Genomic DNA, 19,171 nt, shown 5'->3' with positions numbered 1-19,171 from the left:
CCGATGAAGCTCCAGTTCAAGGTCCAGCAGTATCAGACCGAGGCCGTCGACGCCGTGGTCGACGTGTTCACCGGGCAACCGTATGCCGACGGGGTGAAGTACCGTATCGACCCCGGCAAGGATGCGGCGCTGACGCTGCTGGACGATGCTGGGCTTCGCAACACCGAGATCGCGCTCACACCGTCGCAGCTTCTTGCGAACGTGCAGGCCGTGCAACGGGAGCGCGGGCTGCCGCTCTCGAAAGAGCTCAAGGATCCGGTGAAGAAGTCGGCGGCACCGATCAACCTCGATGTCGAGATGGAGACCGGCACGGGCAAGACCTACGTCTACATCAAGACCATCATGGAGTTGCACAAACGGTACGGGTGGTCGAAGTACATCGTGGTCGTGCCGTCGATCGCGATCCGCGAGGGAGTGAAGAAGTCGTTCGACATCACCGCCGAACATTTCCAGCAGCTCTACGGCACCAAGCCGCGCACGTTCATCTACAACTCGTCGCGGCTGCACGAGCTGGAGCGGTTCTCCTCGGACGCTGGCGTGCAGGTGATGATCATCAACATCCAGGCGTTCAACGCCACGGGGAAGGACGCCCGCCGTATCTACGAGGTGCTGGACGACTTCCAGTCGCGCAGGCCGATCGACGTGATCGCGGCGAACCGGCCGATCCTGATCATCGACGAGCCGCAGAAGATCGAGGGCGACGCGAAGAAGCCCTCGAAGTCGCTGGAGGCGCTCGGCCTGTTTAATGCCCTGTTTGCGCTGCGTTACTCGGCGACGCACAAGATCGAGCGCACCAAGGTGCACCGTCTCGACGCGGTGGATGCCTACAACCACAAGCTGGTGAAGAAGATCGCGGTGCGTGGCATCACGATCAAGCACTTGGCCGGCAGCACCGCCTACCTGTACGTCGACGGGCTGGAGATCGGTAAGGGAGCCGACTTCCCGAAGGCCCGTGTCGAGCTAGAGGTGCAGACCGCCCAGGGCATTCGGCGGCAGGTTAAGCGTCTGAGCCAGGGCATGAACCTGCATGACATCTCTGGTGGTATCGAGGCGTACAAGGGTCTGTTCATCCGCGACGTCGATGCGAACCGCGACATCATCGAGCTGAGCAACGGCGAAGTCATCAGCGCGGGCGAGGTCACACAGGACGTGACCGACGAGGCGAAGCGGCGCATCCAGATCCGAGAGGTCATCCGGGCTCACCTCGACAAGGAGCGCGAGCTCTTCCCGCAGAGCATCAAGGTGCTGTCGCTGTTCTTCATCGACGAGGTCGCCAAGTACCGCGACTACGAGCGCGAGGACACGCTCGGCGATTACGCCCGCGTGTTCGAGGAAGAATACGCGGCCGTGCTCGCGGACTACCTCAGTCAGCTTGACCTCGACGAAGGTGCCACGCGGTATCGGGAGTACGTCGAGGCGATCGACGTGCGTCGGACTCACGAGGGCTACTTCTCGATCGACAGGCGGACCAAACAGTTCGTCGATGGGAAGATCGCGGCGCGTGGTGACTTCGCCGGTCAGTCCGATGACGTCGACGCCTACGACCTGATCCTGAAGGATAAGGAACGGCTGCTATCGTTCGAGGAGCCGGTGCGCTTCATCTGGTCGCATTCGGCACTGCGCGAGGGCTGGGACAACCCCAACGTGTTCGTCATGGGCATGCTGAAGAAGAGCGACAACACGACCACGCGGCGACAGGAGATAGGCCGCGGCTTGCGTCTGGCGGTCGACCAGAATGGCGAGCGCATGGACAACCCCGTGACCGTGCACGAAGTCAACGAGCTGACCGTCGTCACCGATGAGTCCTACACCGAGTTCGTGACTGCGCTGCAGAAGGAGATCGTCGAGTCGCTGTCGGCCCGCCCGCGGAAGGCGACGGCAGAGTTCTTCGCCGGGCGCACCGTCGAGCATCCCGTCACGGGCGAGAAGGTCGCCATTTCGCTCGACCAGGCGCGGCAGCTCCAACATTGGCTCACCGTCAACGGGTTCATCGACTACGAGCAGCACCTCACCGCGAAGTGGGATGCGCGCGCGGAGATCGAGATGCCGCCGATGCCCGCCGGCCTGGAGGAGTTTCACTATCAGGTCGCGGAACTCATCGACTCGCTGCGGCTCGATGTGCCGCAGCCGATCGACGGCCGAAAGCCGAAGAAGATCCCGTTCAACGAGGCCAACTTCAGGAAGCGTGAGTTCCAGGAGCTGTGGGGCCGCATCAACCACAAGGCGATCTACCAGGTCGAGTTCGACTCCAAAGAGTTGATCGCCAACTGCATCCGCGTGCTCGACACCTCGCTCAACGTCACCGTCATGCAGTACCTCGTCGAGAGTGGCAAGCAGGTCGTCGGTCTCGAAGTCGAGCAGCTCCAGGCGGGCACGGGTTTCAAGGTCGCTGAGACGAAGATCGAGCACTCCGCCGTGTCAGCAAGCTCGACGGTCAAGTACGACCTTCTCGGTGAGATCGCCGAGAAGACGCAGCTCACCCGGCGCACCTGCGCGGCGATCCTCACTGGCATCACACCTGGTACCTTCGCGAAGTTCAAGCAGAATCCCGAGCAGTTCATCACTGAGGCTGCCCGGCTCATCAACGAGCAGAAAGCCACAGTGATCGTCGAGCACCTTAGCTACGACCCGCTTGATGGCCGCTACGACTCTTCGATCTTCACGGAGAACCAGACCGCCCAGGACCTGACAAAGGCGGGTGACCGGCTCAAGAAGAGCGTGTACGAGTACGTCGTCACCGATTCGAAGGTCGAGCGGTCCTTTGTTGAGAAGCTCGATGTCAGCGACGAGGTTGTCGTCTACTCGAAGCTGCCGCGGGGGTTCTTCATCCCGACCCCGGTCGGCGACTACAACCCTGACTGGGCCATCGCCTTCCGGGACGACATCACGCAGATCAAGCACGTCTACTTCGTCGCCGAGACCAAGGGCTCCATGTCGTCCCTCCAGCTCAAGGGCGTCGAGCAGGCCAAGATCGAGTGCGCCCGCAAGTTCTTCGCCTCGCTCAACGACAAGGCCGAACACGAGGGTGTGAAGTACGACGTCGTGGACACGTACGAGAACCTCCTCGCACTTGTGGGGGAGTGACGCGCATTGGCATCTGCATCTATGAGTGCGCCGCCCGCGCAACCTGGCGGCGTGCGTATCACTCGACTCAAGATCGAGAAGTTCCGCGCGATCGCGTCGGCCGAACTTGAGTTGGGTGACACCGTTGCGCTCGTGGGCCAGAACGGCTCGGGCAAGTCGTCGCTTCTTCGGGCACTCAACGCGTTCTTCAACTTCGAGGACGAGAGGGCTGACTTCGAGAACGGCAACCATGCCTACAGCCGTTCCATGCAGTCCGTCATCGAGGTCGAAATTGAGGGGCTGGCGAGCGACCCCGCGCTCCCACGAGCCCAGAGCGGATCAGACCAGGTTCGTGCCCAGCTCAAGTTCCGGCGGCAGGCCGTCTGGAACGTTTCGGTCGGAGGTAAGTGGCAACCGGTCGCACCCGGATTCCACGAGGCGCTTCGCAAGCAAGTCGCCTACGCGCTGATCCCCACTCGGCGCGACCACGCGGTGGCCCACGAGCCGTCAACCGGACTCCTTGAGCACGCGGTCGATGCGTGGGTCACCTCCAACAGGCAGCGTGACCGTGTGAGCCCACAGGTGGCGAAGCTTGGTGCCCAGCTTCAGAAGAACTCGCTGTCGGGTTTCGAGAAGCAACTTCGCAAGGTTGCCCCGGGCGACGGACCCTTCAGCTTCGAGCTGAGCTATTCGTTGCAGCCGGACTACCGTCTGCTGCTGTCGAACCTCGCGCTCAGCGTGAACGAGGGAGGACAGGCGATTCCGCTCGCGGACAGCGGCAGCGGCACGCAGAGCATGGCGATCTTCGCGCTGTATGCGTATCTCGCTGAGCTTCAAAGCAAGACATTCGTCCTCGGGATGGAAGAGCCCGAGCAGAACCTGCATCCCCAGGCCCAGCGCCAGTTGATCAACCGGATCACAAGCCTCGGTCTCCAGGTGCTGTTCACCACCCATTCGCCAACAGTGGTCGACTCGCTCGATCACGAGCAGGTGGTTCTTTGCCGGAGGATCAAGGGCAAGAGCCGCGGCCTCGAAGTGCAGATTCGACAGATTCCGTCAGACTTCTTCGCGAAGCACAAGCTTGATCGGGATTCGTACTACAAGTTCCACCGCAGGCGGAACTCCGAGTTCATCTTCGCGGACTTCGTGACAGTGACTGAGAGCCCGGTCGACTCCGCGGTCGTCCTCGCGTTGTTGCAGGAGGCCGGCGAGGGCCTCGCCGAACTGGGCATGAGTGTTGTCGCACTCGACGGTGTCGATCAGATTCCCCATATGTTCCACATCCTCCGCGAGCTCGGGATCGCGAGTGCGTTCATTGTCGACAAGGACTACTTCCTCCCGTACAAGAACGGTGAGCGGAAGGCGAGCCAGGATTCGAAGGGATACCCGCAGTACAAGCCCGAGGCGAAGTCTGGCTCGCTTCTGAGGGTGCTGTTCCCCAAGGTGGCAGACCAGAGCAAGGTGGTCGCGCAGCTTGCAGGTAACCACCAGCAAGCGATGGCAACGCTTCGAGAGGTCGGCTTCTTCTGCTTCAGGTACGCGATTGAGGTCGATCTCGTCGTGGCGCAGGAGACGAGGAACCGGTTGTTCGATCGTCTCAAGGTTCCGGCCGCCGACCGGACTGAGGCGCACCTGCTGATCGAGAAAGCGAAGGCGATCAAGCGGCAGGAGGCTCTCTTGCCAGTGCTCACGGCACTGAAGCCGACCAGCTTGCCGTACTCCTACAAGGCCCTGCGCAGCGAGCTGCCGAAGATGGCAAAGGCTGCGCGGCAACACCCCTGATCGGCCGCCACGCCTCTGGCAGATCGAGTCCGTGCTCGATCTGCTCGGGCTCGGGCTGTTCAACCTGCCGAAGGTGCGCGGGGACACACCCCGCCGTGTGCGGCGCACGCTGCCGGAGTGGATCGAGCTGGAACCGGCTGGAAGTTCCCGATGAGGGTCTCACCGCTACGAGGGCGTTCCGGCGACGACCGTTCGGCGGGCGCTGGACGACCTGGGGGATCGGGTGCCGCAAGATCGATGGGGAGGCCCTCATTGTTCAAGCGCCGCGGTGAGGGCTGATCGGAGAGCGGGACATCGATACGCGGAGGGGACTTCGTCCGGGAGTCGTTGACTGCAGCGATGAGAGCGCGTGACCAACGGTGGATAAAAGGGCTCTTCGGACATTCGGTGGGGGTCATGGGGTGAGTCCGCCGGCGGCGAGGAGCATGCGGAGCCGGTAGTTGTCGCGGTTGCGGAAGCCGCGGGCGAGGCGGCGGTGCAGCTCGATGATCCCGTTCACGGCCTCAGTGCCGCCGTTCGATGATCGTCCGGTCGTGAAGTAGGCCAGGAACGCTGCCTGCCAACGGCGGAGGGTGCGGCCGAGGCGGGCGATCTCGGGGATCGGGCAGGTGTGGAATGTGTCGACGACCTTCTCGGCGATCCGCCGCCCCTCGACGAGGTCCTTCTGGTGGTAGGCGGAACGCAGTTGCTGGGCGCACTGCCATGCGACGAACACCTCGTCGTGCGCGGGGTCGGCCTCGATCGCTGCCGCGAGCCTGGTCCGCTGCTTCTCGGTGAGGTTCTCGGCGCCGGCGCGGAGGATGGTCTGGATCCCGTAGAGCGGGTCGCCGGTCCGACCGCGATGCCCGAGGGTGTCTTGCTGGACGCGGCGGCGGACCTCGTCCACAGCGGCGGTGCCGAGCTTGACGACGTGGAACGCGTCCAGCACGGCCGTGGCGTCTTCGAGCTTGTCGTCGATCGCGGTCTTGTAGCCGGCGAACGGGTCAAGAGCTGCGACCTTCACGTTCTGCCGGAACGCTTCGCCGCGTTCGGCGAGCCAGGACGCGTAGGCCTTCCCGGAGCGGCCGGGCACGAGGTCGAGCAGCCTGGCCCGCGTCTTTCCGGTGCTGTCGCGGCTGAGATCGACCATCCCGGTCAGTTCCTTCGGGCCGCGCTTTCGGGGGTCGACGTGATGCCAGATGTGCTCATCGACGCCGAGGGTGGTGACGTTCTCGAACCGGGACTCGTCCTCAGCCAGTTTGACCAGCTCGGGCTCGACGGCCCGCCACACCGTCTTCCACGACGTTCCGAGCTGACGGGCGATACCGTGCACGGTGGCGTGCTCGCGGCGCAGCTGCCCGATCGCCCAGCCGACGGCGCGCGTGGTGATCGACCCGCGCCGGGCCACCAGACCCGGGAGCTGCTCCACGAACGTCCGTCGCACGCATCCCACCTCGTCGCACCGCCAGACCCGCTGCCGCCACACGATCCGCACCCGCGTCACGCCGGGCACATCATGAAGCACCCGTCGGCGACGTCCGCGGCCGGTCGCGACGACCCCGCACGACGGGCAGCCGGTCGGTGCCGCCGGGCTCGAGACGGTCACGATCAGCAGCCCGTCACGGCGGTCAACGTCCTCGACATGGACCCCATCGAGGCCGAGCAGCAAGTCGCAGCGGGAACACGGGCAGGCGGCGGAGCACGCGTCAGCGCACCCCGAACTATCGTGAGACACGTCGAGGTCCTCGGTTGGAGCAGCAGTTGGCGCTACTGATCCTCGGGGACCTCGACCCCTACCCGCCGACCATCACCCGGCGAGCCTCACCCCCACCGAATGTCCGAAGAGCCGATAAAAGCCGCACATAGTTGAGCGGCCTGTGCGAGGATTGTATCCATGAAGGAGCTGGATGAGTCGCTCCCGTCGACGTTCACGACGGAGACCTCGTGGGCTGACCCCGTTTTGTAGGTCCAGTCGTTATGTGAGTGGTCCTGTCGCCCGAGGGTTCGGGCAGGGAGACTGGTCAGATCATGACGAATAGCAGGAAGCGCCACACCCCGGAGCAGGTCGTCCGAAAGCTTGGGCAGGCCGACAGAATGCTCGCCGACGGCGCGGACGTCGCGGCGGTGTGTCGGGAGCTCGGCGTGTCCGAGCAGACGTACTACCGGTGGCGGAACCAGTATGGCGGCCTGAAGGCCGACGACGCGAAGCGGCTCAAGGAGCTCGAGAAGCAGAACGCCACTCTGAAGCGACTGCTGGCCGAAGCGGAGCTGGAGAAGGCCGCGCTCAAGGAGTTGGCTGAGGGAAACTTCTAGGCCCGGGTAGGCGCCGCGCCGCCGTCGCTCACCTGATCAGGACACTGCAGGTGAGCGAGCGGATGGCGTGCCGGCTGGCCGGGCTGAGTAGGTCCGCGTACCGTCGCCCGCTCAAGGGCGACACGACCGCCGACCCGGACAGGGCGTTGCGGGACTGGCTGCGCGCGTACGCAAAGAAGCACCCGCGGTGGGGATACCGCAGGGCCTACCACGACGCTCGCGGCGAGGGGTGGGCCGTGAATCACAAGAAGATCCAGCGGCTCTGGCGCGAGGAAGGCCTCCGTGTCCCCCAGCGGCGGCGGCGCAAACGCGTCGGATCCTCGACCGTCGATGCCCCGGCAGCGGTCGCCCCGAATCTCGTGTGGGCGGTGGACTTCCAGTTCGATGCCGACGAGCAGGGCCGCCCGATCAAGATCTGCTCCATCGTCGACGAGCACACCCGTGAATGCATCGGAGGGCTTGTCGAGCGGTCGATCACCGCGGACCGACTCACTGCCCACCTCGAGGACCTCGCCGCCGTCCGCGGCGCGCCCGCGGTGCTCAGATCAGACAACGGCCCGGAGTTCATCAGCGACGCGATGGCCGACTGGGCCGGCACCCGCACCGGCCTGTTCTACATTCCGCCCGGCTCGCCCTGGCACAACGGGTATGTCGAGTCGTTCAACAGCAGGCTCCGCGACGAGTGCCTGAACATCAACAGCTTCTACTCGCTGCTGCACGCCCAGGTCGTGATCGGCGACTGGAAGACCGAGTACAACCACGACCGCCGACACTCATCGCTCGGATACCTCGCACCGGTCGACTACGCTCGGCAATGCACCCATCAACTGGAAACCGACGACTCGCACAGCGACCGGACCGAATGAAGGGGGCGGCCCACTCGCGGGCGCACGGTGTGCATCCGCGAGATCTGTATGCCTGGCGAGATGGCGGGCGGATCATCGAACTCTCGCGCGGGGTCTTCCGTCGAGCAGACGCGCCCCCGGCGTCGTACCCCGACATGATCGCTGTGGCGCACCGCGCTCCTCGCGCGATCGTGTGCTGTATCTCGGCGGCAGCGATCCACGAGCTGACGGATGAGATGCCGGCGTCGGTGCAGATCGCGGTTCCCAACCGGTCGCATACGCCGGTGATCGCTTACCCGCCTGTGACGGTGTTTCGCTTCGATGAGGCAACGTTCGAACTCGGTTTGACCGCGTTCGAGGCGGGGCCGGGGGAGCCCGTGCGCATCTACGACGCGGCGAAGACTGTGGTGGATCTCATGCGGTTCCGGAAGCGCCTTGGCGAGCCGATCGCGCACGCCGCGCTTCACCGATATCTGGCGGCACCGAACTCGAAACCGGCACTGCTGCTGGACTACGCAGCGGCGCTGGGGACTTTTGGGCCGATGCGTGCTGCGCTCGATGTCGCGAGTGCCCGATGAGTCGCCCTACGCGAGAGAGCGCCGCAGGGCGCGCATACCTCGACCTGCAGAACCAGGCTCGTCGCCAAAAGCGTGGCACGCAGGAGCTGCTCACGATGTACATCGTCGAGCGATGGCTGTCGCGTATGTCGCGCTCACCGTACGCCGAGGACTTCATCCTGAAGGGTGGGATGTTGCTGGCTTCGTTCGGCACCCGCCGTCCCACGGTCGACGCCGACGCCCTCGCTCGTAACATGGCCTCTGATCAAGAGACCGTGGCCCGTCGTGTGGCCGAGATCGCCGCGATCGAAGACCCAGACGACGGCGTGGAGTTCCTGTCCGACACGGTCACCACTGCGGTGATTCGTGACGATGCCCTGTATTGCGGCGTGCGGGTGACGATGACGGCACGGCTCGCGACAGCGCAGGTCAAGCTGCGGCTCGACATCAACTTCGGTGATCCCGTCACTCCGGCCCCGCGAACAGTTGAGCTGCCGTCGCTGCGGCCGGACGCTCCGCCGATCCGCATCCTGGGCTACCCGATCGAGACGGTGCTCGCGGAGAAACTCGTCACCGCGATCGAACTGGGACGAGCGAACACGCGCGTGCGTGACTTCGCTGACATCCATCTCTTGACCGGCGCACAGGCTCTCCAGTGCGGGGAACTGCGCGACGCGCTTACGGCGACCGCAACTTTCCGCGGGACCACGTTGATGGCTCATCGCGTTTGAGGGTGTACAAGGGGTCTGAACCCACCGGCTTCGAGCAGGCTCCGGGCGATATAGTTGGTCAGGTTGCGAAAGCCCAGGGCCGAGCCGCGGAGATGCTCCAGGCGGCCGTTGATGGCCTCCGTCGGCCCGTTGGAAGTGCCGGGCCGGTCGAAGAACGCGAGGACGTCCGCGGCGCGATGCTTGAGGGTGCGGCCGAGCTTGCCTAACTCGATGAGTGGGGGCGGAACCCCGCTGGCGAGGGAATCGATCACGGCCTGCATCGCCATCTTCCCAATCTTCCTGTCGGGCTCGCGGTAGGCGGCGATCATGCGCTGGTAGATGCCCCAGGTCGCCTCGACCTCGACGTGGTCCTCGACGGCGAACAGCACGTTCAGGCGGTCCCGTTGTCGATCGGTGAGTAGGCCCGCGCCGGTGTGGAGGGTGCGGCGAGCCTTGTAGAGCGGGTCATTCTTCCGTCCTCTTCGTCCGTGGAGGTGCTGTTGGACACGCCTGCGGCAAACGTCGAGGGCGTCGCCGGCAAGGCGGACGACATGGAACGGATCCATCACGGCCGTCGCCTTCGGTAGCTCTTCGGTGGCGGCGGTCTTGAACCCGGTGAACCCGTCCATCGCGACGACCTCGATGCCGTCCCGCCATGCCCTCGGCTGATCCGCGAGCCATCGCTTGAACACCGCCTTCGAGCGCCCCTCGATCATGTCCAGCAGCCTGGATGGGCCCGTCTTGTAGCGCACCGGGGTGAGGTCAATGATGACGGTCACGTACTTGTCACCGCGGCGGGTGTGGCGCCAAACGTGCTCATCGACGCCGATCACGCGGACACCGTCGAACCGGCCCGAGTCATCTATCAATCGCTGGCGCCCCTCCGCGAGGACCGCAGCGTTCGCGGCGCTCCAGGAAACCCCGAGACCAGCGGCGACTCGGGTGACGGTGAGGTGGTCAAGAACGACGCCCTGGAGCGCCCACGTCAAGCCGGTGCGGGAGATCTTGGCACGCGGGCGTGCCGCCGCAGTGGTGTCCTGCCGCCATGTAGACCGACAGTGATCGCAACGGTACCGACGCACTCGCACCATCAAAACAGTGGGCCGATGCCCGAACGGTTCATGCGCGAGACGCCGAATGACTGTGTCTCGCGCCTTTCCTTCCGCACCACACTTTCGGCACCACGGATCTGCCTCCGCGACACGGCATTCGATCGTCGCCCGATTCAGCTCAAGCCGCTGGCCCACGGCTACGAGCCCCAGCTCATCTAGACGACAGAAAGTGGTCAGATCCGGCTTCCCGAACGCAGTGCAGGGCATGTGAAGGGCTCTCGGGGCGATGAACTTGAAGAACCAACGTTTCCCGTAGGACTTCGGTATCTCTCGGTAGACAGACGAGTCCAGCCCGCCGGGATTTCAATCGAGCAGATCCTGAAAAGCGCTACGGCAAGACGGCGATGGCTTCGATCTCGATGAGAAGGTCTGGTTCTCCGAGTGCAGCCACACCCAGCAGTGTGATGGGGCGGACGAGATCGAGCCCCAAGCGCTCCGCTGCTCGGACAGCGCCTTCCCCGAGCTTGGCCATCTTGCTGGGTTCGTAGTCAACGATGTAGATCGTCAACTTGGCGATATCGTCGAACTGGCCCCCGGCAGCGGTGACAGCAGCATTCAGGTTGACGTAGACCTGCTCGGCCTGCGCGGATAGGTCACCATCGCCGATCAGCTGACCATGAGCATCGTGCGCCACCTGGCCGGAGATGAAGACGAGCCTGGATCCTTCAGCAATGGAGAGCTGCGCGTAGACCTCGGGCTGCGACAGCGTGTCTGGGTTGAGCAGTTGGACCGGCATCGAGACTCCTCTTTTGGTAACACTGCTATTTAATAGCAGCGCTATAGACTGGTCAAGTGGCTCGCCCCTCCCGACCTGAGATCCGTGATCTGCTCATCGAACGCGCCGCGGGGATGCTGACGCGCCGTGAGGAGATCACTTTGCGCAAGCTCGTCAAGGGGACGGGCCTCTCGACGATGTCTGTCTACACCTACTTCAATGGCATGCCAGGCCTGCTGGGTGCTGTCAGACAAGAGGGCTTCAGCCGGCTGTCAGCAAGCCTTGCCCGGTTAGCAGATACCTCAGATCCGGTTGCCGACCTCGCGGCGGCCGGTGCGGCGTATGCGGTGGCGGCCGAAAACAGTCCCGAACTCTATGCGTTGATGTTCGATGGTTCGTTGCCACTACCCGACGATCGGGCAGCTGACGCCACGCTGATGCATGTAGTCGATGTGGTGCGCCGATGCGTCGAGGCGCGGAGGTTCACGGCGGAGACGGACGCGCTGACCCTAGCTCGAGAGTTATGGATGTTCGGCCATGGAGCCTGCATGTTGTTCGTGGCGCGAGTGATGAGCTTCGACGAGGTCGAACCGGTTGTGCGTTCAGGCCTGGTGCGCCTGTATTCCGCGGCAGGTGATGACCCAAAGCTCGCGGCTCACTCTGTGACTCAAGGGTGGGAAGCTGTCGTCGACGCGAAGTGACACGGCAAGGAACGTCTCAGTCTTCTCCCTCGCACAACACTGACACTCCCTTGGAAGCTCGACGCTATGAGGGATGTTCCGGGCAACAGCTACACTCTCGTTCGCGAAGAGCCACGTTGATTCCGTTAGCGCGGGCCACCGAGGGGCTCGCCGTGCTCCGAGACTCAACCTATGTCGCCTACCGGAGGGGGCTCGGCGACGCAGGCGCGAGTCTGCCGGAGAGGTTCTCCGACACCGTTGCTGCGGCTGCCTGAGTATTTGGAGTCTTGAGGGCCACTGATTATTGCGGTTCGGGGCCAGCCGATATTTGCTCTCGGGGCCAGGGGTATTGCCGGTGAGCGCCACCCCCGCGGGCGCGACGCTCACCGGCGCCGACTCAGCTGGACGCGGCGGTCTGTTCGCGCATGTTGACGTCGCCGGTCTCGATCCAGAGGGTGTTGTGGACGATGCGGTCCATGATCGCGTCGGCGTGGACCCCGGAGCCGAGGCGCTGGTGCCAGTCCTTCTTCGCATACTGGGTGCAGAACACCGTCGAGGTCGCGTCGTATCGGCGTTCGAGGAGCTCGAGCAGCATGGATCGAACGTCGTCGGTGGGTGGGTCGAGCAGCCATTCATCGATCACGAGGAGCGTGAACGTGCTGTATTTCCGCAGCCACTTCTCCCTGCCGGCGGGCTTGTCTTTCGCCGCGGCCCAGGTCTCTTCGAGGTCGGGCATGCGGATGTAGTGCGCTCGGTAGCGGTGCTGACAGGCCTGTTTCGCCAGCGCCGATCCGAGGTAGCTCTTCCCGGACCCGGTGAACCCTTGGAACACCACGTTTTGCTGCCTGCTGATGAACTGGCAGGTCCCGAGCTGCGCGATCACACCCCGGTCGAGGCCGCGTTGTTCGAGCAGGTCGACCCTGCGCAGGTCCGCGTTCGGGTATCGGAGCCCCGCCCGCCGGATGAGGCCCTCGACTTTCGCGTGGGTGAACGCGGCGTGGGCGTCGTCGACGGCGAGCTTGATGCGCTCTTCGAACACCATCCCCATCGTGAGGGCACCGTCTTGGATGTCGATCGCGTCGACCAGGGCGGAGATGCCCATCTCCCGCAGCTTCCGTTTCGTCTCGGAGTCGAGCCGGCTCATCGGGTGCCTCCGGCGTAGTAGTCGGCGCCGCGGACGTAGCCTGCCGGCTCCTCCCAGACGGATGGTTCGAACCTCGGTTGCCGTCTGCCGTTCTGGTCCTGATTGGAGTCCAGGATCGGCCGCAGATGCGCATACCTGGGCGACCTCACCCGCGACTGCAGCGCGATCCCAGCAGCAGCTTCGACCCGCGCAGCCGAGTAGCGGCGAGTCATCCGCAACACGGCCAGCGCAGCGTCCAAACCCTGCTCGTCGACCGGGACGGACTCGAAGATGCGGTTCACGATCGTCGTGGTGTCCTCCCCGATCCGAGCTGCCCACTCCCGAACCCGCTCCGCGTCCCATTGCCGATACTGGGGTCCGTCGGGCAGATCCGAGTCGTGCGTGCGGTACTCGTTGATCACCCCGGCTGGGGCGAGGAGATGGCTGGTGAGCCGCTGATCGGCGGCGAACACCTCGAGGGTGGTCTCGGTGACGCGCAGGTCGACGTTGCCTCCGATGTTGGCGTAGGGGACGGAGTAGAAGTTCCGCTCGAACACCACGTGCCCGTTGCGCTGAACCTTGCGTCCGTAGTGCCATCGGGAGATCTCGAACCCGACGGCCGGCAGCGGCCGTAGCAGCGGCTTCTCCTCTGCCTCGAACACGGAGAGTCTGGACCCGGCGCGCTTCTGGAACGGCTCGGCGTTGTAAGCGGTGACCCGCTCACGGATCACCGCGCGAAGCTCCGGCAGCGTCGCGAAGGTGCGGTCACGGAGCGTGGCGATCACCGCTGTCGCGACGTTGCCGACAGTGTTCTCGACGCTCGCCTTGTCTTTCGGTTTCGCGGGCCGGCCCGGCAGCACCGCCGCGGAGTAGTGCGCGGCGAGTTCCCGATACGCGTCGTTGAGTACGACTGACTCGCCCCGGTGTGTCCGGAGACAGGATTCCTTGGAAGGATCTGTCTTATGGGACGTCCCAGTAAGTATCCGCGCGAGCTTCGTGAGCGCGCTGTCCGTATGGTCGTCGAGGTGCGGGCCGATTATCCGAGCGAGTATCAGGCGATGACCGCGGTCGCGCAGATGCTCGGCATCGGGTCGCCGGAAACGATTCGCACCTGGATCCGTCGGGAGCAGGTCGACGCGGGAGACCGGCCCGGTGTGACGACTGACGCGGCGGTGGAGATCAAGCGCCTGAAGCGGGAGAACGCCGAGCTGCGGCGGGCGAACGAGATCTTGAAGGCGGCTTCAGCTTTCTTCGCGGCCGAACTCGACCGGCCACACAAGCGATAGTCGCCTTCATCGACGAACACAAGGACCGCACCGAGGGCGGGCTCCGATGGGGTGTCGAGTCGATCTGCGCTGTGCTCACCCAGCACGGCGTGAAGATCGCCCCATCGACCTACTACGACGCCCGCGGGCGCGGACCGTCATCCCAGGCCGTTTCGGATGAGCGGTGGAAGCCGATCATCCTGGCGGCGTGGCAGGCGCACCGCAAGGTGCTCGGGGCCCGAAAGCTCTGGTTGCGGCTCCGCCGTGACGGTCACGACATCGCGCGCTGCACGCTCGAGCGCCTCATGCGTGAGCTTGGGATCGCCGGCGTGCTCCGCGGGAAGCGGAAGCGTCCCGTCGACACGGATCCGCGCGAGACCCGCCCCGCGGACCTCGTCGACCGACACTTCGCCCGGTTCCGCACGAACCAGCTCTGGGTCGCGGACTTCACATACGTGTGGACGTGGTCTGGATGGGTCTACGTCGCGTTCGTCTTCGACGCGCACTCCCGCCGCATCATCGGCTGGCGCGCCGCGACGAGCATGACCACACCGCTCGTGCTCGACTGCCTCGACATGGCTCTCTTCACCCGCCGCCGCGAAGGCATCACCGGGTTCGAGGGGCTCACGCATCACACCGACGCGGGCAGCGTCTACACGTCAATCGCCTTCACCGATCGGCTCGTCGACGAAGGCATCGACCCGTCCGTCGGATCCGTCGGCGACGCCTACGACAACTCTCTCGCGGAATCGCAGATCGGGCTCTACAAGTCCGAACTCATCCACCACGAAGGTCCCTGGCGTGACGTCGATCAGGTCGAGGCGGCGACCGCATCCTGGGTGCTCTGGTTCAACACCGAACGCACCCACGGCTCCATCGACGACCTCACACCCCTCGAGGTCGAGCAACTCGACTACGCTCGCAACGAACCGGTTGAAAGAGCCGGCTGACACCAGCAAACAGCTCTCCGGACATGCCGGGGCGAGTCAGACCTCCCCCTCGGCAGGGTGCTTGATCACCCCGGTCTTCAGGTTGTCCGGCACGATCCTGGGGACGCTGCCGCCGAACCAGTCGAACATCGCCGCGTTCGCCCGCAACCAAGTGTCCTGCCGCATATCCAGGGCCGGTTCAACGAACGCATAGCGGGAGAACGGCAGCGTCGCGACGAACAAGTAGACCCTCATCGCCTGGCCGGTGACCGGATCAGTGAGCCGCATCGTCTTTCCGGACCAGTCGACCTCGACCGTCTGCCCGGCCTTGTGACCGACCCGCGACGCCGCCCCGATCACCAGCACGTGACGCTGATACGACTTGCAGAACCTGTCGTATCCCATCGCCGTCTCACCCCTACTGTGGCAGGCGTCGACATACTCGCCGTGCAGCAGCTTCAACGTGACCCCGACCTTCGCGAGCTCCTTATGGACCTTCTCCCAGTCCGGCTGCGCGTGAACACTGTCATGCTCACCCCGCCCGGGGAACAGCCGCGCATACACGTCCGCCTCATCGAGCGCGGCGACGTCGTCCCAGCCGATGCCCTCCCGGTCAGCGGCATCGAGCACCATCGCCACGCTGGTGCGGGACATACCCTGCGCGGCGATCTGCCGACCCGTGAGCCCCTCCGAGCGCAACCGAAGCACGAGCTTCGCCTTGATCTTGCGTACCATCCGAATCACTCCTTCTGCCGCGTGATCAGCCACACGGCAGAAGGAGCCTAAGAAAGCGGCCCCGAACCCCAATACTCGGTGGCCCTCAACGACGCGATCGCCTCGACGGCAGGGTGGCCCCGAACCCCAATATGGCTCTTCGGACATTCGGTGGGGGTGAGGCTCGCCGGGTGATGGTCGGCGGGTAGGGGTCGAGGTCCCCGAGGATCAGTAGCGCCAACTGCTGCTCCAACCGAGGACCTCGACGTGTCTCACGATAGTTCGGGGTGCGCTGACGCGTGCTCCGCCGCCTGCCCGTGTTCCCGCTGCGACTTGCTGCTCGGCCTCGATGGGGTCCATGTCGAGGACGTTGACCGCCGTGACGGGCTGCTGATCGTGACCGTCTCGAGCCCGGCGGCACCGACCGGCTGCCCGTCGTGCGGGGTCGTCGCGACCGGCCGCGGACGTCGCCGACGGGTGCTTCATGATGTGCCCGGCGTGACGCGGGTGCGGATCGTGTGGCGGCAGCGGGTCTGGCGGTGCGACGAGGTGGGATGCGTGCGACGGACGTTCGTGGAGCAGCTCCCGGGTCTGGTGGCCCGGCGCGGGTCGATCACCACGCGCGCCGTCGGCTGGGCGATCGGGCAGCTGCGCCGCGAGCACGCCACCGTGCACGGTATCGCCCGTCAGCTCGGAACGTCGTGGAAGACGGTGTGGCGGGCCGTCGAGCCCGAGCTGGTCAAACTGGCTGAGGACGAGTCCCGGTTCGAGAACGTCACCACCCTCGGCGTCGATGAGCACATCTGGCATCACGTCGACCCCCGAAAGCGCGGCCCGAAGGAACTGACCGGGATGGTCGATCTCAGCCGCGACAGCACCGGAAAGACGCGGGCCAGGCTGCTCGACCTCGTGCCCGGCCGCTCCGGGAAGGCCTACGCGTCCTGGCTCGCCGAACGCGGCGAAGCGTTCCGGCAGAACGTGAAGGTCGCAGCTCTTGACCCGTTCGCCGGCTACAAGACCGCGATCGACGACAAGCTCGAAGACGCCACGGCCGTGCTGGACGCGTTCCACGTCGTCAAGCTCGGCACCGCCGCTGTGGACGAGGTCCGCCGCCGCGTCCAGCAAGACACCCTCGGGCATCGCGGTCGGACCGGCGACCCGCTCTACGGGATCCAGACCATCCTCCGCGCCGGCGCCGAGAACCTCACCGAGAAGCAGCGGACCAGGCTCGCGGCAGCGATCGAGGCCGACCCCGCGCACGACGAGGTGTTCGTCGCATGGCAGTGCGCCCAGCAACTGCGTTCCGCCTACCACCAGAAGGACCTCGTCGAGGGGCGGCGGATCGCCGAGAAGGTCGTCGACACATTCCACACCTGCCCGATCCCCGAGATCGCCCGCCTCGGCCGCACCCTCCGCCGCTGGCGAGCCGCGTTCCTGGCCTACTTCACGACCGGACGATCATCGAACGGCGGCACTGAGGCCGTGAACGGGATCATCGAGCTGCACCGCCGCCTCGCCCGCGGCTTCCGCAACCGCGACAACTACCGGCTCCGCATGCTCCTCGCCGCCGGCGGACTCACCCCATGACCCCCACCGAATGTCCGAAGAGCCCCCAATATCAGCGGCCCTCAGAAGCGCGAATACTCAGCTGCCGACTTCGTCGACCCGGCGCTGGACGGGCTCGACGCCAAGGCCCTGTGGAGCCCCGTCGAACGGAACTGGCACACGGCATCCGGCGCACCGTCTGAGTCGACCGAATCGGCTACAGGTAGGGCGGAACTGTGACGGTTTCGGCCGGACCTCGCGGCACTTGATCTGGTGACCAGACGGTCAAGCCCGTATGACGGTCCGGGCGATGGCTGCGACGGCCGTGTTCAGGCTCTTGGGTCGCCGGTTCACGCGCATCGCCCCGGTGAGCAGGTTGAGTGCGTCGAGCGTGGGGCTGTCGGGGGATGGGGCGCGGTAGGGGTCTTCGCGGTCGCGCCAGCCGAGTTCGAACAAGAGTTCACTGATGCGTGACTCCCAGAGTTCAGCGGGTGTCTCATTCGCGGCGACGACGAGCGCCATCCATCCGGCGTGTCGCTCGGCGGGGGTCGTTCCGAGTGGGAGCCGGCCGGTGATGTGGCGCAGGATCGCCTGCGGATCGCCCCGCCGTGCCGCGATTGCCCGAGTCGGAGCGATGCGCCCTTTGCGCACCGACACCAGCCCGAGCGCTCGCGCGGTGGCGCGGAGTTCCCAGACGGGCCAGGTGAGGTCTTCGCGGTTGGCCTTGCCGATCCACCATTCGGTGATGCCGATGCGATGTGCGATCTGCTCGACGGCAGCGGGCTTCAGATACCCGGCGCCGGTGAGCGCCGCGCCGTCCCCGAGGATGTCGAGGAGTGCTCGGAACGGCTCGGTGAGATCGGCGGCATCGTCTGCGCTGACATCGGTCGCACCGGAAGCGGACGGATGCGCGAGCGCGTCGCGCAGGCCTCGTGCGCCGCGGTTGCGTGCCAGCTCGAACAGCGACCCGAGCTCCTCGACGACCGGGATCGGCTCCGCGGTGACGGAGGCGATGAGCTCGTTCGTCTCATCGATGTCGAACACGTCGGGATGCCAGCCGTCGGGCAGCCACGCGCGTCCTTCCGCCGTGCTGTCGAACATCTCGGGGCGGAGGGCGTCGTCGTAGTCGCTGCGCACCCAGTCGGCGAGCTCGGCGTAACCCCAGACGCCGCCGCAGTCCTCCGGCGGGCAGGCGAGCTTCCCGCCGACGCACACCGGAGCCGGAGGAGGGGCGTCGAGCACCTTCTCGACGCGCAGGAGGTGCTTCCAGTCATCCCCGAAGTCGTAGTCGTACCAGAGCCGATCACCCTCGCCGGCGATGACCTGATCGAGACGAACATCGTCTTCGAGCATCCCCTCGTCGCCCTCATCGAGGTCGAACTGGGTGAGGAACTCGGGAGCGTTGCGGTCATTGCTCGTGCGGAAGCGGTGCAGGTGGCTGTCGGTCCATCCCATCGCCGCCTGGATCACCTCATGCAACCGCGGCAGGAGGATGTCACCCGGCACCTCGACACGTCGCCACACCGGCGGCTTCGTGCGCTGCAGGTCGATACGGATGCGGAACCCCCGCACCGTCGCGGGGATGGGGAGGAGCTGCGGCTCGGGTCGGCGCCAGAGATCGTCCAGATGATCGGCGTCGGGGCGCAGTGCGGCGATGAACTTTTGAAGCTCCGGTGCCTCGAACTTCTCGGATGCCATCTTCCTTCTTCCGGCTCGGGCACGTCACGTCGGGATGCGCCATCGCGATCAATTCTCGTGGAACACGTCGGTTTCCGCCCAACTGCTGGTCAGGGAAGTGCCTGGGGGCGGCGCGTGCACCGCGCCCCACCAGGAGGGAGT

Annotated in this window: 14 protein-coding genes and 2 pseudogenes; 9 read left to right on the top strand and 7 right to left on the bottom strand. The window is 65.4% G+C overall.

What is annotated here, in order from left to right:
* The first annotated feature begins 3 nt into the window (after window positions 1-3).
* The 3 genes from HNR16_RS11660 to HNR16_RS18640 are packed head-to-tail and all read left to right on the top strand — an operon-like array spanning window position 4 to window position 4,999.
* Window positions 4-3,084 (top strand): type III restriction-modification system endonuclease, encoded by a 3,081-nt coding sequence (locus tag HNR16_RS11660; protein ID WP_158042155.1) that lies wholly within the window; start codon window positions 4-6, stop codon window positions 3,082-3,084.
* 51 nt (window positions 3,085-3,135) lie between these two features.
* Window positions 3,136-4,845, top strand: a complete 1,710-nt coding sequence (locus HNR16_RS11655) for an ATP-dependent nuclease (protein WP_179558226.1) — start codon at window positions 3,136-3,138, stop codon at window positions 4,843-4,845.
* Between the two features lie 31 nt (window positions 4,846-4,876).
* Window positions 4,877-4,999 (top strand): hypothetical protein, encoded by a 123-nt coding sequence (locus tag HNR16_RS18640; RefSeq protein WP_263971474.1) that lies wholly within the window; start codon window positions 4,877-4,879, stop codon window positions 4,997-4,999.
* A 240-nt stretch (window positions 5,000-5,239) separates the two neighbouring features.
* Here HNR16_RS18640 and HNR16_RS11650 read toward each other — a convergent pair whose 3' ends face one another.
* Entirely contained in the window at window positions 5,240-6,559 is a 1,320-nt protein-coding gene (locus HNR16_RS11650) for an ISL3 family transposase (RefSeq protein ID WP_420850447.1), read from the bottom strand.
* A 293-nt stretch (window positions 6,560-6,852) separates the two neighbouring features.
* On the opposite strand from HNR16_RS11650, the gene HNR16_RS11645 reads away from it, so the two are divergent.
* The 3 genes from HNR16_RS11645 to HNR16_RS11635 all read left to right on the top strand — a co-directional run bounded on the left by HNR16_RS11645 (window position 6,853) and on the right by HNR16_RS11635 (window position 9,270).
* Window positions 6,853-8,003 (top strand): IS3 family transposase gene (locus HNR16_RS11645; RefSeq protein WP_179558065.1). Its coding sequence is split into 2 segments (ribosomal slippage): window positions 6,853-7,123 and window positions 7,123-8,003, totalling 1,152 coding nucleotides; the frame shifts between segments, so codons are not numbered across the junction.
* Window positions 8,000-8,560, top strand: a complete 561-nt coding sequence (locus HNR16_RS11640; protein WP_158042194.1) for a type IV toxin-antitoxin system AbiEi family antitoxin domain-containing protein — start codon at window positions 8,000-8,002, stop codon at window positions 8,558-8,560. The genes HNR16_RS11645 and HNR16_RS11640 overlap by 4 nt, the downstream gene beginning before the upstream one ends.
* Window positions 8,561-8,655: 95 nt before the next feature.
* Window positions 8,656-9,270 carry a nucleotidyl transferase AbiEii/AbiGii toxin family protein gene (locus HNR16_RS11635; protein ID WP_225738012.1) on the top strand — a complete coding sequence of 205 codons (615 nt, stop codon included), beginning with the start codon at window positions 8,656-8,658 and terminating at the stop codon, window positions 9,268-9,270.
* Here HNR16_RS11635 and HNR16_RS11630 read toward each other — a convergent pair.
* Both HNR16_RS11630 and HNR16_RS11625 read right to left on the bottom strand, forming a co-directional pair.
* A complete protein-coding gene (locus HNR16_RS11630) occupies window positions 9,258-10,568 on the bottom strand; it encodes an ISL3 family transposase (RefSeq protein ID WP_158042195.1) in 1,311 nt (436 codons plus the stop codon). The two genes, HNR16_RS11635 and HNR16_RS11630, sit on opposite strands and share 13 nt — an antisense overlap.
* A 121-nt stretch (window positions 10,569-10,689) precedes the next feature.
* A complete protein-coding gene (locus tag HNR16_RS11625; protein WP_137826841.1) occupies window positions 10,690-11,097 on the bottom strand; it encodes a RidA family protein in 408 nt (135 codons plus the stop codon).
* 56 nt (window positions 11,098-11,153) lie between these two features.
* On the opposite strand from HNR16_RS11625, the gene HNR16_RS11620 reads away from it, so the two are divergent.
* Window positions 11,154-11,777 (top strand): TetR/AcrR family transcriptional regulator, encoded by a 624-nt coding sequence (locus HNR16_RS11620; protein WP_179558224.1) that lies wholly within the window; start codon window positions 11,154-11,156, stop codon window positions 11,775-11,777.
* Window positions 11,778-12,153: 376 nt separating this feature from the next.
* Here HNR16_RS11620 and HNR16_RS11615 read toward each other — a convergent pair whose 3' ends face one another.
* Window positions 12,154-12,900 (bottom strand): ATP-binding protein, encoded by a 747-nt coding sequence (locus HNR16_RS11615; protein WP_179558223.1) that lies wholly within the window; start codon window positions 12,898-12,900, stop codon window positions 12,154-12,156.
* Window positions 12,897-13,790 (bottom strand): annotated as a pseudogene (locus tag HNR16_RS11610) (Mu transposase domain-containing protein); the annotation flags it as partial. The pseudogene HNR16_RS11610 and the gene HNR16_RS11615, both read right to left, overlap by 4 nt.
* Window positions 13,791-13,841: 51 nt before the next feature.
* Here HNR16_RS11610 and HNR16_RS11605 point away from each other — a divergent pair.
* Window positions 13,842-15,094 (top strand): IS3 family transposase gene (locus HNR16_RS11605; RefSeq protein ID WP_179558138.1). Its coding sequence is split into 2 segments (ribosomal slippage): window positions 13,842-14,124 and window positions 14,124-15,094, totalling 1,254 coding nucleotides; the frame shifts between segments, so codons are not numbered across the junction.
* A 39-nt stretch (window positions 15,095-15,133) separates the two neighbouring features.
* On the opposite strand, the pseudogene HNR16_RS11600 reads toward HNR16_RS11605, so the two are convergent.
* Window positions 15,134-15,808 (bottom strand): annotated as a pseudogene (locus tag HNR16_RS11600) (transposase); the annotation flags it as partial.
* A gap of 246 nt (window positions 15,809-16,054) precedes the next feature.
* Between HNR16_RS11600 and HNR16_RS11595 the strand changes: the two are divergent.
* Window positions 16,055-17,374, top strand: coding sequence for an ISL3 family transposase (locus HNR16_RS11595; RefSeq protein ID WP_420850446.1), 1,320 nt, complete (start codon window positions 16,055-16,057; stop codon window positions 17,372-17,374).
* 243 nt (window positions 17,375-17,617) lie between these two features.
* Here the strand turns inward: HNR16_RS11595 and HNR16_RS11590 are convergent, their stop codons facing one another.
* Window positions 17,618-19,030, bottom strand: a complete 1,413-nt coding sequence (locus HNR16_RS11590) for a plasmid pRiA4b ORF-3 family protein (protein ID WP_158039871.1) — start codon at window positions 19,028-19,030, stop codon at window positions 17,618-17,620.
* Window positions 19,031-19,171 lie beyond the last annotated feature (141 nt).

It is taken from the genome of Pseudoclavibacter chungangensis (assembly GCF_013410545.1).
Classification (GTDB): Bacteria; Actinomycetota; Actinomycetes; order Actinomycetales; family Microbacteriaceae; genus Pseudoclavibacter; species Pseudoclavibacter chungangensis.
This window is presented reverse-complemented; position numbering and strand designations above follow the sequence as displayed.